The organism is Oxalobacteraceae sp. CFBP 8761 (assembly GCA_014841595.1).
Lineage (GTDB): Bacteria > Pseudomonadota > Gammaproteobacteria > Burkholderiales > Burkholderiaceae_D > Telluria.
On sequence record JACYUE010000002.1, the window covers coordinates 903,888 to 917,871 of the forward strand.

The window sequence follows — 13,984 nt, forward strand, 5'->3', positions numbered from 1 at the left end:
ACGTCCGAGGCTGTCGTGAGTCAGAATTGAGTTTAGGTCGGGTGGGTTGAACGGCAAGCGTAAAACCATGATCCTGACTAAATTGACTATTGGCTCAAAAAGTCAGATGCAAACGACATGACACGCGATTGGTCTGGTCGTTTTCAGATTCGTATCAAATCCAAAAAGCTGAGCGGTAATATTCCGCAGAGGCGAGGCAGCCGGTGTATATCCAATCAGGCTCGCAGCCATGAAAAAGGCGCAGTCAACGTTAAATAGAGACTAGCTTTGAACTGATGAGTAGTCCGATGGTCCAACCCCTGTCCCCAGCGTCAGGAGTCGACCATGAAAGCGCCACGTTTCAAGGGCTGGTTCGCAAAACTGCCTTCGCTGAACCAGCCGCAGCGCCGGCAAGTGCTGGATGCCCTGCATCCTGCAGCCGGACTCGATCAGGTGGTTGCACTCATCAGTGAGGTCAGAACACCAGGCCGCTGCTGCCCCAGGTGCGGCAACGAGCACTGCTACCGGCATGGTTTCGCCAACGATTTACAACGCTATCGTTGCTGCTCCTGTGGCCGCACCTTTAACGACCTGACCGGCACGCCGCTGGCGCGGTTGAGGCTCAAGGCCAAATGGCTCGCGTATTCGCAGGTGCTGCTCGATTCACTCCCCGTGCGTAAGGCCGCAGACCGGGTCGGCGTACACCGCAACACTGCCTTTCGCTGGCGCCACCGCTTCCTGCATTGGGTCAAGCTCGACCGGCCCGCGCGCCTGAATGGCATCGTCGAGGCTGACGAAACATTTCTGCTTGAGTCACAAAAAGGTTCGCGCACACTCGATCGGCCACCGCGCCACCGTGGCGGCCATGCTGCCAAACGGGGCATTTCCGGTGAACTCGATTGCATTCTGGTCGCGCGCGACCGCGAAGGGCGCACCATCGATGCCGTCACTGGGCGCGGTGCCCTCAAGACTGCCCAACTCGAGCGTGACTTGCTACCCAGGCTCGACAGGCAGGCCTTGCTGGTCAGTGACGGCCACCCCGCTTACCGCGCCTTTGCCCGCAAGCACAGGATCGCGCACGAAGCGGTCAATGTGCGCGCCGGTGTGCGTGCAAGGCGTCTGGGCAGCCTTGCCATTCACGTGCAGAACGTGAACGCTTACCACCAGCGCTTCAAGGCCTGGCTACAGGGCTTTCGCGGCGTGGCGTCGCGCTACCTGACCAATTACCTGGGCTGGCGCTGGGCGCTGGATGGAAAGCGAGTTATTTTGTCGGCGCAATTGCTTTGCATTGCCATCAGTGTCATCAACAGATAACGCTGACTGAGCCATGAAAAATGCCGGCAGCGCCGGCATTAAAAATTCCCACGAACGCAGGAACTGAGAGCGACCGTCACACGCCGCCGTTGGCGGCGTGTGCGGCGCCATACTTAGAACGCGTGACGGATACCGACGGTCAGGACCGATGGATCGGCGCTCAGGGCGCTGATGGCCGGCACGCTCGAGACCGGGGTCACGTTGTTCGACGACGCGTTGATGCCGAAGGCAGCGCGGTTGTTGTTGCTCAGCTGGGCGTAGGTGCCGTAGAAGTTGGTGCGCTTCGACAGCGTGTAGGTGTACGACACGGCCACGGTGTTGCCCTTGGCGCCGTTGTTCAGCTTTTGCTGCTGGAAGTTCAGGAAGAACTTGTTCGCGCCCATTGCATACGATGCACCGATGTTGGCGTTCTTGTACTCGACGCCGTTGCTGGCGGTGGTGCCTTCCAGTTCGGCTTCCAGGTAGTTACCCTTGATTTCGAAGTCGCCGAATTTGTAGCCAGCGCCAAAGGCCATTTCCTTGTCGTCACCCGAAGCCAGGCGCTCGATGGTGTGGTAACCGGCGCCCAGGTACAGCCCGCCGATCTTGTATTCCAGCGCGATGCCCAGCAGGTCGCCCGATGGGTCGACGGTTTTTTCGGCGGTCGAGTAAGCGGCGTTGACGACGAAGCCCGACAGGTCGTTCGATTTGTAGTTGATCGAGTTCGACAGGCGACGGGTCAGACGGTTGGTGCCGAAGGCCGACAGGTTGCTGCCGTACATGCCCTGACCGTTGATGTCCGATGCGGCGGCGACAGCAGCGATTGGCGAGTACTCGCGGCCCAGGGTCACGGTACCGAAGTTGCCTTGCAGGCCGACCACGGCGCGGCGGCCGAAGGTTTGCGTGTCGGTGGCACCGGTGTCCAGCGCGACACCGGCTTCGATGTTGAACATGGCTTTCAGGCCATTGCCGAGATCTTCGGTACCGCGGAAGCCCAGACGGCTGCTGGACTGGTTGCCCGAGCTGACGGTGGTACGACGGTCTTCACCCGGCACGTCGGTGTCTTCGAGAGCGACGGCCGCGTCCATCACGCCATAGATCTGGACGTTGGTTTGGGCGGATGCGAACAGTGGCAGGGATGACAGCACGGCGGCGGCCAGGAACTTATACTTCATGAAGATCTCCAGTTTGGTTTCGACAAGATGTTGAGTTTGTAATCAACTCAGATCGACAGCGATCTTATCGACACTATGTGTCGAGTTCATGACACCTTGGCACTGTTGTTTTTATGCAATAGGATGCTCAGGATGCTGATTTTTCGGGCGTCAGACCACATGGCCTGCAATGGGCAGCACGATATCGATGCGCGTCCCCGGCGGCTCGTCGGCCCCGATTGTGATGTCGCCCTGCATCGCCCAGACCCGCTCGCGCATCCCGATCAGGCCCAGCGATTCGGCCTTGCCCATGTCTTGTGCGCGGATGCCCCGGCCGTCGTCCTGGACCGTCAGCAGCAGGTCGCCGTTGGTGCGGTACAGATTCACGCACACGTGCTGCGCGCCGGCATGGCGCGCGATATTGGTCAGTGCCTCTTGCACGATGCGAAAGATGGCGGTGCTGGCCGCATCGTCCAGCCGCAATTCGGCCTCATCTGCGAGGACAGTGCAGGCAATGCCGTGACGTTCGGTGAAGTCGTCGCGCAAGCCCTGCAGTGCAAAATACAGGCCGCCTTCGTCGAGGGCGCGCGGGCGCAGATTGGTGGCGATCCGCCGCAGCGACGCGATGGCCGTGAGCAGATTGCTTTCCATGCCGGCAAGCAGCGGTGTGCTGGCCTCGGGCAAGTGCTCGACACGCGCCAGTAGCGTCAGGTCCATGCGCAGCGACGCAAGCAGTTGCCCGAGATCGTCATGCAACTCGCGCGCGATATGCGTGCGCTCCTCTTCGCGAATGCTTTGCAGTGCCGACGACAGTTGGCGCAACTGGTCATGCGAGCGCGCCAGCGTTTGCTGGACCAGGTGGCGCTCGGACACATCGCGCAGGATCACCGTGTAGATCGGCCGGCCTTCGTGCTCCACGTTCGAGATCGACCCTTCGATGGGAAAGCGTTCGCCATCGCTGCGGATGCCGGTGACGGCGTAGTCGGTGGCACGCCGGCCGGCGCGCCCGAGACCGGCCGGAAAATAGTCGGGCGGGGTGCGCGCATCGGCGCCGGGTGCGAGGATGAAGCGCGCCAGCGGACTGCCCTGCAGGCTGGCCACGCCCGTATCGAACATGCGCGCCGCCGCCGGATTGGCCAGCAGGATCGTGGTGTCGTGGCCGACCGACAGGATGGCGTCGCTGGCGCTGTGCAGGATGCGCCGGCTGTCGCAGGCGCGCGCGGCGCGCTGGTCGAGGCTGCGGTTGCGCCGCAGGTGCATCGTGCGCTGAAGTTTCATGCGGGCAGGGACGAGAAGGCCACGGGCGAGGGCCGGACGTTCTACACTACGCGTACGCCCCGCCGGGGCCTTGAGAGGTCACAAGGCGCGCACTGGCACGCGCGTCCCGCAACGCTGTCACATCTGCTTGAACAGGTGCAAAAAACTGCGGCTGACTTCGAGTTTTTCGGGCCGGCCCTTGACCATCACCAGATGGCGGCCACGGATATCGCGCGTCACGCCTTCGATAGCATTGACGTTGACCAGTGTCGCGCGGTGGATTTGCCAGAACAGCGACGGGTCGAGCTCATCGGCAAGGTCACGCACCGGCTTGCGGATCAGCGCCTCGAAGCTGCTCGTCTGCACGCTGGTGTATTTTTCGTCCGAGCGGAAGAACAGGATGTCTTCGACGGGAATCATGCGCAGGTCCTGGCCGATGCTGGCCTGGATCCATTGCAGATGCTTCGGCTTGGGCGAGGCGATCTTTTCGGCCAGCTGGCTCAGCATGGCGCTGACGCTGTCGTTCACATTGGCCGGCGGCCGCTCGAGGCGCTCCTTCAGGCGGTCGACCGTCACCCGCAAGCGGTCCGGCTCGGTCGGCTTGAGCACATAGTCGATGGCGCCGCGTTCGAACGCTTCCACCGCGTACTGGTCATAAGCGGTGACGAACACGATCAGGCTCTTGTCGCCGATGTCGCGCGCCGCTTCCATGCCGGTCTTGCCCGGCATGCGAATGTCCAGGAAGGTCAGGTCGGGCTTGAGCTCGCCCACCAGCTGGACTGCCTCGTCACCATTCTTCGCTTCGCCGACGATCTGCAGCTCTGGCCAGGCATCCTGCAGGCGCATGCGCAGCTGGTCGCGCATCAGTCTTTCGTCATCGGCAATAATCGCGGTGGGCATGGTGGTCTCTTGACAAGGTTGTTATGAAAAGTGATTGAATGATTATTCAATGAAAATGACCAACAGGCAAGTCGTCGATCGCCATTGCCCGTTGGCCAAATGATTACTTGGACAACTGGTACGGCACTTCGATCGTCGCGATCACGCCGCTCGGGCTGTTGGCGCCGATGTGCAGCCAGCCGGCCTCGCCATGCAGCAGTTTCAGGCGTTCGCGGATCGTCTGCAGGCCCAGGCCGGTGCCGTCGCTCGGCATCACGCCAAAGCCCACGCCGTCGTCGGCCACGGTCACGCGCAGGCGGCTGTCGACGACCTCGGCGACGATGTTCAGCGTGCCGCCTTCGGGCTTGCACTCCAGCCCGTGCTTGATGGCGTTTTCAACCATCGATTGCAGCATCATCGGCGGAAAGGCCGCACTGCGCAGGCCGTCCGGCACACGCAGGTTGACCGTCAGGCGTTCTTCCATCCGCATTTTGAGCAAGTCCAGGTAGGCATTGACCATGTCGACCTCGCGCCCCAGGCCCGTCACGACGGCGTTGTCGCGCATCTGCGGCAGCACCGCGCGCAGATACTGGATCAGGCTGCGCTGCATGGCCGACGCGCGTGGCGGGTCGACGCGGATCAGGTGCTCGACGGACGCCAGCGTGTTGAATAAAAAGTGGGGCTCGACCTGCGCCTGCATCATCTGCATTTTCGTTTCCATCAGCTGGCGCTGCATTGCTTCGCGCTCGGCGGCCGCGTTGGCCACCTGGGCTTCGGCATCGGCGCGCTTCTTGCCACCGACCAGCGCCTTGGTACCAAACAGCGCCAGCAGCAACAGCACGACGAAGTTCATGAACCAAGTAGACGCCTGCTTGTGATAGCGCGACACTTTTTGCTCGGCGGCGTCTTCGACGGCGGCCTCGATGGCGTTCGACAATTCTTCGCCGATTTGCGGCGGCAGTTCGATGTGGACCGAGTCGCTGCCTGGCGAGATATTTACGGCGCCAGTGCTGGAGGAGGGCGCTGTCACGGTTACCGGCGGGCCCGGTGGTGCGTCGGGCGTGTCCGGTACGGCGGGTACCTCGGGCGTTTCCGGTGTCGTTGCCGGGGGCGGTTCGGCCGTGCGCGTTCGGGTTCGGGGATTGAAGCGGATACCGCTCTCGTCGATCAGGATGCTGGCGTCGCTGCGGCGGCCGGATTCGCGCTCGGCGCGGGCAATTTCTTCTTCGGCCGGGCCGTTGAACAGTTCTTCCTGCAGGATGCCGGCGGCGGTCAGCGTCAGGCCGGCAAAAAGAAGAAACTTCCACCATGACAGCTGGGTGACCCAGGTCGCCACGCCATCGAAGGCGCGGTAGAGCCAGGACAGGGTGCCGGCCAGATGGTGCTGTGTCGTGCTGCGTGCTTGCATGGCGTCGTCGATCGTCGGAGGATGTTGCATCGGCCCAAAAGGGCGGCCGTTGGAATGATGCAACTTTAACGCGCCGGGCGCGTCAGGGCCAGTTTCCTGCGACAGCCTGCACAAATCGGGGAATGGACGGGGCGGGTGTTCGCATCACGTTGACCATGTGGCGGCGCCGACGTTCGTTGAACGCGTGGACGGGGAACCCGTCCACCCTACAATGCATGTTGGCGATCCTTGAGGAAAGCGCGCGCGGCGGCGGCTGACAATGGCGCGCTGAACCATTGTCCCTGCATCTGGTCGCACCCGTGGCTGCGCAGGAAGTCGACCTGTGCCTCGGTTTCCACCGCTTCGCCCACCACCGTGATGTCGAGGTTGTGGCCGATGTCGATCAGGGTCCGGGCGAGCGCGCCGTTGCGGCCATGATCGGCGATGTCGTGTACGGCCTTGCGTGACAGTTTCACCTGGCGCACCGATAACTGCTGCAGGAACGCCAGATCGGACATGCCTTGCCCGAACTGATCGACCGACAGCATTGCGCCTGTGGCGCGCAGTTGCACCGAGAGGTCGCGCCCCAGGCCCGGGTTGCGGATCAGGTCAGCTTCGGGGATTTCGATTTCGAGGCTGCCGGGCGGTAACCCGGCCTCCTGCATGCGGCGGGCGATGCCGGCGATGAAGTCGGGCCGGCTGTATTCGCGGTGCGTCACGTTCACGGCCACCGGCAGGCCCGCGTAACCGGCGCTGCGCAGGTCGCGTGCGAAGGCACAGGCCTGGTCCAGCACCCAGCCGCCGATCTCGACAATTTGTCCGCTTTCTTCGGCTTCGGCCAGAAAGGACGCCGGCAGCATCACGCCGTGCTCGGGATGCCGCCAGCGCAGCAGGGCCTCGAACCCCCGCACCTTGCCACTGCGTGCTTCCATCCGGGGCTGGAACAACAAAAATAACTGATTGTCGTCGAGCGCGCTGCGCATGCTGTTGGCCAGTGCGACGCGCGCTTCGCTGACGTCGTGCATTTCGCGGGAATGAAAATGCACGCCGCCGCCATGGCGCTTGGCGCGGTGCATCGCCATGTCGGCGGCGCGGATCAGGTCGGCCGATGTCGCCCCATCGTGCGGGTAGGCCGCCACGCCCAGGCTCGCGCCCACGTCGATGTCGTTGCCGCCAAACGAGACCGGCATGATCAATGCGCGGCGCAACCGTTCGACCATGCGCAGCGTGAAGCGCAGGGTCGGCTGGTCGACCAGCACCAGGACGAATTCATCGCCCGCCATGCGCGCCACCGTGTCGCTGTCGCGCACGGCTGCCTGCAGGCGCCGCGCGACGACCTTGAGCACGGCGTCGCCGGCATCGTGGCCAAAGGTATCGTTGATCGCCTTGAAACCGTCCAGGTCGATCAGGACTGTCGCCACCAGCGTCTGGTGGCGCTGGGCCAGGTGCAGGGCATGGTCGAGCCGGTCCCGCAACAGCGTGCGGCTGGCAAGGCCCGTCAGGCTGTCGTGGTTGACGTCGGTCTCGACATGCTCGGCACGCTGCTTGCTGGCCGTGACGTCATTGATGATGCCGATAAAGTGCGTAACCTTGCCATTGTCGTCGTGCACGGGCGTGATGTGCAGGTCGTTCCAGAACAGTTCGCCATTCTTGCGCAGATTACGCAGCACGACGTGCACCGACCGATGCTCGCGCAGCGCCCGCCGCATGCGGCTGCGCTCGTCGGCGTCGAGGCCGGGCGCTGCCATGAAACGCGAATCGCGCCCGATGACTTCTTCGGCGCTGTAGCCGGTAATGCGTTCGAACGCGGGATTGACGTACTCGATCAGGTGGTCGGGCCCCGTATCGTGGGCGATGATCACGCCATTGCGGGCGGCATTGAGCGCACGCCGGTACAGGGCCAGCTGGCGCTCGCGTGCGCGCTGGCGGGAAATGTCGATGCCCATGCCAAAGATGTACTGGCCCCCATTGCAATCGATGCGCGCGCCACGCAGCAGCATCGGTGTTTCGCGGCCACTGCGCGAAACATAGTCGGTCTCCAGGGCGATCTCGGTGTTGTTGTCGAACATGGCCTCGACCTGCCTGAGCGCGCCAGGCCGGTCGCGCGGATCGAGCATGGTGATACCGTTGGCGGCGGCGATTTCGTCCGGCATCATCTCGCACAACCGTTCGAGATTATGGTTCCACAGCAGGACGCGGCCTTCGCGGTTCATGATGTAGAAGGTGCCCGGCAGCAGGTCGACGACGGCGGACAGTGGTGTCGCGCCAAGCCGCTCGCCTTCCGATACGCCGATCACGGCCGGGGCGATGGTGATGCTGTAGCCGAGCGGGGCGCCATCGCGGCCGGACTGCAACATGAGGTGGAGACTGGCAGGGCGGGGGCCGGCGCTTGTCGCCAATGTGGCCTGGCTCTGGTCGGCGCCTTGCAGGGCCAGCCAGCTGGCGCCGTCGAGCAGGCTGGCGACCGGCTGGCCGATGATGTCGGCTGCAGCACGACCGAACAGCGCGGCGCACGCCGGGTTCCAACTGGTGATGGTGCCCGCTTGATCAGCCAGAAAGCTGACCTGCTCGGCAGGGGCAAACGTTGACATGTCGGGCCGCCTCTCTCGCATCGCGCCGCGTTGGTTGCGCGCATGCTTTCAGCTTATACCCGTTCAACATCGTTGTCGCGCGCCGCGCGTGCGGCGTGCGCTGGCGTCTGCGCTCAGGTCAGGCGCTGCGGATGGCTGTAGACGACGTGGCGACCGGCGCGCACGAAGCCGGCCAGCGTCACGCCCGCTGCATCGGCCAGGCGCACGGCCATGGCTGTTGGCGCCGAGATGGCCGCCAGCACGGCGATCCCGGCGCGCGCAGTCTTTTGCACCATTTCGAAACTGGCGCGGCTGGTCACGACGACGAACCCGCTGTCGGCGGGCACGCCATCGTGCGCCAGCGCGCCGATCAGTTTGTCGAGCGCATTGTGACGGCCGACGTCTTCGCGCACGGTAAGCAGCACGCCATCTCGATCGGCCCAGCCCGCCGCGTGGACGGCGCCGGTCGCCAGGTGCAGATGCTGGCGCGCCGCCATCGCGGCCATCGCGCGGTGCAGCGCATCGGGCGCACACTGCGCCGTCACACCATGTGCGCCGCCATCGCGTGCATCGATCAGGCCCGTTTCGCGCTCGAACCAGGCCAGGCTGTCCACGCCGCACAGGCCGCAACCGGTCTTGCCGGTGCGTGCACGCCGCGTTTCCTTCAGGCGCGCCATGGCGCCAGGGGCAATCTCCATCGACAGCGTGATGCCGTGCGGGCCCGTCTCGATGGCAATGTCGCGGATATCTGCCGCCTGGCGCACGATGCGCTCGGACAGCGAAAATCCCAGTGCGAAGTCTTCCAGGTCTTGGGGAGAGGCCAGCATCACCGCGTGGCTGATGCCGTTGTAGACGAGCGCCACCGGCACTTCCTCGGCCAGCACTTCGGCCAGCGCCTCGCTCGCGCCGGCCTGCCAGCAGGCTGCTGGCACGCTGCTGGCAACAGGATAGTCCGGCCCGCCGTCACCGGGGAAGGACGTGCGCGCGTTCATGCCACGCTCGGTGCTACGGAATGACTGCGCTCGAGCAGCACATCGATGGCCTTGGCCGCCGGCACCTTGCTCTCCTTCGCGTGGTGCCACAGCGGAATCAGCGGATTGCATTCCGGGTAATAACCGGCGATGCAACCCGTTGGCACATCGTAAGGCACGATCTGCAAGCCTTCGACGCGGCGATTCACGCCATCGTCCGCATGCGTGCGCAGCGCCACGACGTCACCCTTGCCGAGGCCATAGCGTTCCATGTCGGCCGCATTCATGAACAGCACCATGCGGCTGCCGTGCACGCCGCGGAAGCGGTCGTCGTTGCTGTAAATCGTTGTGTTGAACTGGCCGTCGCTGCGGATCGTGAACAGGCGCAGGATATCGGGGCCGCCCGGCATGTTCGGATTGCCCGGCAGCTCTTCGGGCACCGTGAATTCGGCCTTGCCACTCTCGGTCTTCCAGATACGCTCGGCGGCGGCCAGCGGCTTGCGGTAGCCGCCCGGTGTCCACATGCGCTCGTTCAGATCCTTGAAGATTTCGGGGAACGTGACGCCCATCGCCTTGCGGATGACGCGGTAGTCGGCCACCCAGGCATCCCAGTTGACGTTGGGGTTGGGCGCCAGCGTCGCCTTGGCGATGCCGGCCACGATCGCCGGCTCGGACAGCAGGCCGGGCGCGGCCGGCTCGGTCATCCCGCGCGAACCATGCATGTGCGACGTGCTGTCCTCGACCGACACGGACTGGTCGCCCGAGCCCTGGCGGTCAATCTCGATCCGGCCCAGGCAAGGCAGCAGGTAAGCTGCCTTGCCGTGAATGACGTGATTACGGTTAAGCTTGGTAGCAATCTGCACCGTCAGCGGCAGTTCGCGCCAGGCCGCTTCCATCAGCACCGTTTCCGGTACGGCGCGCAGGAAATTGCCGCCCAGGCCAATGAAACCCTGCAGGTCGCGCTTGATGATGGCTTCGCAGGCATCGACCGTCGTCAGGCCCATGTCGCGTGGCGGCTCGAAGTTGAACTGCTCCTTGAGCTTGTCGAGCGGCGCCAGTTCGGGCTTTTCGGTGATGCCGACCGTGCGCTGGCCCTGCACGTTCGAGTGGCCGCGCACCGGGCAGATACCAGCGCCCGGCTTGCCGATATTGCCGCGCAGGAGCAGCAGGTTGACCATCATCGTCACGTTCTGCACGCCATTGCGGTGCTGGGTCAGGCCCATGCCGTACACGCCCAGCACCGCGCTCGACCTGGCATACACGCCCGCTGCTTCTTCGAGCGCCGCTTGCGACAGGCCCGCTTCGCGCTCGATGGCTTCCCATGAGCAGGCGCGCACGGCCTGTTCGAAGTCGCCGTAGCCGTTGGTGTGTTCCTGGATGAATGCGATGTCGATGACGCGCTGTTCACCGGCGGCCAGCGCTGCATCGTCAAGGGCCAAGATCGCCTTGCACATGCCCATGATGACGGCCGTGTCGCCACCCGGCTTGACCTGGTGGTACTGGGTCGAAATGGCCGTCTCTTGCCTGGTCAGCATTTCGAGCGGCGACTGTGGATTGGTGAAGCTCACCAGCCCCCGTTCACGCAGCGGGTTGAAGGTGATGATCGGCACGTCACGCTTGCGCGCCTCTTGCAGCTGGTGCAGCATGCGCGGGCTGTTCACGCCCACGTTCTGGCCGAAGAACAGGATGCAGTCGGTATCCTCGAAGTCGCTCAGCTTGACCGTGCCCACCGCGATGCCGATCGTCTTCTGCAGGCCGACCGACGTGCTTTCGTGGCACATGTTCGAGCTGTCCGGCAGGTTGTTGTTGCCATACATGCGAGCGAGCAATTGGTACATGTATGACGTTTCCAGCGAAGCGCGGCCCGAAGCGTAGAACACGACCTGCTTGGGATCGAAACTGCGCAGCGCAGCGCCGATCTCGTTGAAGGCCACGTCCCAGTCGACCGGCAGGTATTTGTCGCTGGCGGCGTCGTAGCGCAGCGGTGTGGTCAGCCGGCCGTGGTCTTCCAGCGCATGATCGCTCCAGTCTTCGAGCTCGGTCAGCGTGTGGCGCTGGAAGAAGTCAGCGCCGATGGACTTGCTCGTGGTTTCCCAGGCAGTGGCCTTGGCGCCGCTGGCGCAGAATTCGAACGGGTGCGGATTGGCCGGCTTGGCCCAGGCGCAGCTGACGCAGGCGAAGCCATCGGTCTTGTTTTGCTTGAGCAGCAAGCCCGTGTCTTTGACGACGACGTTCTGGTCGGTCAGGATCGTGCTGACGTCACCGACCGAGCCCCAGCCGCCGGCTGGCATCGTGGCTTTGGTAATACGGACCTGCTTTTTCTCTTCGCTCATTGCTCACTCCCGCTGATGGAGTGATTACCGTAACGTTCATGCAAGACGGCTTCGGTGCGCCTGCGCACATTCAGCGGCGATCACGGGGCAGGGGCGGGACAAGGCGGTTCATTCGGGCATAAACGCAAAAACGTCATTCCCGCGCCGACAGGAATGACGTTTTCATGGCCGTTGCACGGTGCGGCAACAGCGAAAGTCGGGCTTATGCCGCGACGATCTCCTGCTTTTCTGGCAGGGCGATCTCGTTGTTGACGCTGAACTGGTAATCCTTGAACACGTGCTCGGCGCTCAGGATCTGGTAGTTGCCATCGGCCAGCAGATGCGACGTGTCCTTCAGGCGGTACGTGTAATGGCCGCAGGTCCAGCAATTGAAGTTGCGCATGTGCGTGCACAGGCAGGTCTTGTCCATCACCGTGACTTTTTTCAGTTCCGGATGCGCCTGCACCTCGCGGTTGTAGGCATTGATGTACGAGCAGTTGCCCGTTGCATCGAGCAGATAGCCGTACGATTCGCAGCCCGGGCGAATGCCCGAGCCAATGGCCGGCGTATTCTTGAGCATGCGCATCGGATAGCCGGTCGGCGAAATGCCGTTGACTTCGATGTCTTCTTCGCTGGCGCGGAAGTATTCCTGCTTGACGTCGTCTGGCAGGCCGCATTCGGTGGTCACGGTAAAGCGCGTGGCGACCTGAACGGCGCCTGCGCCTTTTTCGAGGAAGCTGACGGCATCCGAACCGGTGAACACGCCACCGGCGGCAATGACCGGGATCCCCAGTTGCTCGGCCTTCACGAATGCATGGACCTCGTCCATGATCGTGTGCAGGTCGTATTGCTTCCAGTCATCCATGCCGAAGCCCAGGTGGCCACCGGCCAGCGGGCCTTCGACGATGATGAAGTCGGGCTTGCGGTCCAGGCGCGAGACTTTGCGCAGGAACAGTTGCAGCGCGCGCACGGACGACACGATGATGCCCAGGTGCGCATCGCGGAAACGCGGGTGATCCTTGATCAGCTCGAACGAGCCCAGATGCAGACCGGCCGACAGCGTGATGCCATCGATGCCGCCGTCCAGGGCCGACGCCAGGCGCACGCGCAGCGTTTCCTTCGGCGCGTTCATGGTCAGCTTTTCCATGCAGTTCACGTAGATCAGGCCATCGCCTTTCTTCGCTTCCATGGTCGAGCTGACATGACGGCGCGTGGCCTCGGCCAGGTGATCCAGATCGAACTGGACCACCGCCTTGTTCATGTTGTTGATGTTGAACTTGTAGGTCTTGGTTTTTTCCTTGACGTACGTGGTGTCGAACTTGCGGTCGGACACGTCTTGCGACATTGCATCGGAGATATGGCCGATCCCGCCCAGGCGGGCTGCTTCCAGCGCCAGTTCGGACGTCGAAATGTCCACACCCATTCCGCCGATCATGATGGGCACGTATTCCTTGTTGCCCATGCGCAGGCGGAAATCATCAACACGTTTCATTGCTATCCTTAGACTACCTAATCTGCCCGGAGTGGCTGCGGTGTGCGAGAGTCGACCCTGGGTCGGCACACGGCGCCATTTTACTCCAAGCGTTACAAGGCTTCAGCGGACACATTGTCCACGTAGCGCCCCGTGCCAGCGCCGGTCAAGCCGGCCCGTTGCAACGCGCTGATACCGATCAGTCGCGGAAGTTGTTGAAGGCCAGCGGCAGGTCTTGCACGTCCTTGCGCAGCATGGCCATGGCCGTCTGCAGGTCGTCGCGCTTGGCGCCGGTGATGCGCACCGATTCGCCCTGGATGCTGGCTTGCACCTTCATCTTGCTTTCCTTGACCAGCTTGGTGATTTTTTTCGCGTCGTCGGTTTCGATACCGTTGCGCACCTTGATCACCAGCTTGACCTTGTCGCCGCCGATTTTCTCGACCTTGCCTTCGTCCAGGAACCGCACGTCGACCTTGCGCTTGGCCATCTTGTTGATCAGGACGTCCTTTACCTGGGTCAACTGGAAATCGGAATCGGCAAACAGCGTCAGTTCCTTGTCCTTTTGCTCGACATTGGCCGAGCTGCCCTTGAAATCGAAACGGGTCGTGATTTCTTTGTTCGATTGTTCAACCGCGTTCTTTACTTCGACCATGTCTGCTTCGCAGACGACATCAAATGATGGCATGGGGTGTCCTTTTTTTGTCTTGCATG

General features: G+C 63.1%; 10 protein-coding genes. 1 reads left to right on the top strand and 9 read right to left on the bottom strand.

The window, feature by feature from the left end:
- Positions 1–324: 324 nt before the first annotated feature.
- Positions 325–1,293, top strand: a complete 969-nt coding sequence (locus IFU00_16360) for an IS1595 family transposase (protein ID MBD8543859.1) — start codon at positions 325–327, stop codon at positions 1,291–1,293.
- 113 nt (positions 1,294–1,406) lie between these two features.
- Here the strand turns inward: IFU00_16360 and IFU00_16365 are convergent, their stop codons facing one another.
- From IFU00_16365 to IFU00_16405, 9 genes are all read right to left on the bottom strand, one after another.
- Complete coding sequence (locus tag IFU00_16365) at positions 1,407–2,447, bottom strand: porin (protein ID MBD8543860.1); 1,041 nt, start codon at positions 2,445–2,447, stop codon at positions 1,407–1,409.
- A gap of 150 nt (positions 2,448–2,597) precedes the next feature.
- Entirely contained in the window at positions 2,598–3,704 is a 1,107-nt protein-coding gene (locus IFU00_16370) for a PAS domain S-box protein (GenBank protein MBD8543861.1), read from the bottom strand.
- 117 nt (positions 3,705–3,821) lie between these two features.
- Entirely contained in the window at positions 3,822–4,583 is a 762-nt protein-coding gene (locus IFU00_16375; protein ID MBD8543862.1) for a response regulator transcription factor, read from the bottom strand.
- A 103-nt stretch (positions 4,584–4,686) separates the two neighbouring features.
- Positions 4,687–5,970, bottom strand: a complete 1,284-nt coding sequence (locus IFU00_16380) for a histidine kinase (GenBank protein MBD8543863.1) — start codon at positions 5,968–5,970, stop codon at positions 4,687–4,689.
- Between the two features lie 206 nt (positions 5,971–6,176).
- Positions 6,177–8,540, bottom strand: coding sequence for an EAL domain-containing protein (locus tag IFU00_16385; GenBank protein MBD8543864.1), 2,364 nt, complete (start codon positions 8,538–8,540; stop codon positions 6,177–6,179).
- A gap of 113 nt (positions 8,541–8,653) precedes the next feature.
- Positions 8,654–9,511: a formate dehydrogenase accessory sulfurtransferase FdhD gene (gene fdhD / locus IFU00_16390; protein MBD8543865.1), complete on the bottom strand. Its 858-nt coding sequence runs from the start codon at positions 9,509–9,511 to the stop codon at positions 8,654–8,656.
- A complete protein-coding gene (locus tag IFU00_16395; GenBank protein MBD8543866.1) occupies positions 9,508–11,823 on the bottom strand; it encodes an FdhF/YdeP family oxidoreductase in 2,316 nt (771 codons plus the stop codon). The genes fdhD and IFU00_16395 overlap by 4 nt, the downstream gene beginning before the upstream one ends.
- A 202-nt stretch (positions 11,824–12,025) precedes the next feature.
- Entirely contained in the window at positions 12,026–13,294 is a 1,269-nt protein-coding gene (locus IFU00_16400; GenBank protein ID MBD8543867.1) for a nitronate monooxygenase, read from the bottom strand.
- Between the two features lie 178 nt (positions 13,295–13,472).
- Positions 13,473–13,958 (bottom strand): YajQ family cyclic di-GMP-binding protein, encoded by a 486-nt coding sequence (locus IFU00_16405; protein ID MBD8543868.1) that lies wholly within the window; start codon positions 13,956–13,958, stop codon positions 13,473–13,475.
- Positions 13,959–13,984 lie beyond the last annotated feature (26 nt).

Coding starts and splice junctions, on each gene's coding strand:
- IFU00_16385 (MBD8543864.1), bottom strand. CDS start 8,540: ATGTCAACGTTTGCCCCTGCCGAGCAGGTCAGCTTTCTGGCTGATCAA.
- IFU00_16405 (MBD8543868.1), bottom strand. CDS start 13,958: ATGCCATCATTTGATGTCGTCTGCGAAGCAGACATGGTCGAAGTAAAG.
- IFU00_16365 (MBD8543860.1), bottom strand. CDS start 2,447: ATGAAGTATAAGTTCCTGGCCGCCGCCGTGCTGTCATCCCTGCCACTG.
- IFU00_16380 (MBD8543863.1), bottom strand. CDS start 5,970: ATGCAAGCACGCAGCACGACACAGCACCATCTGGCCGGCACCCTGTCC.
- IFU00_16400 (MBD8543867.1), bottom strand. CDS start 13,294: ATGAAACGTGTTGATGATTTCCGCCTGCGCATGGGCAACAAGGAATAC.
- IFU00_16360 (MBD8543859.1), top strand. CDS start 325: ATGAAAGCGCCACGTTTCAAGGGCTGGTTCGCAAAACTGCCTTCGCTG.
- IFU00_16375 (MBD8543862.1), bottom strand. CDS start 4,583: ATGCCCACCGCGATTATTGCCGATGACGAAAGACTGATGCGCGACCAG.
- IFU00_16395 (MBD8543866.1), bottom strand. CDS start 11,823: ATGAGCGAAGAGAAAAAGCAGGTCCGTATTACCAAAGCCACGATGCCA.
- fdhD (MBD8543865.1), bottom strand. CDS start 9,511: ATGAACGCGCGCACGTCCTTCCCCGGTGACGGCGGGCCGGACTATCCT.
- IFU00_16370 (MBD8543861.1), bottom strand. CDS start 3,704: ATGAAACTTCAGCGCACGATGCACCTGCGGCGCAACCGCAGCCTCGAC.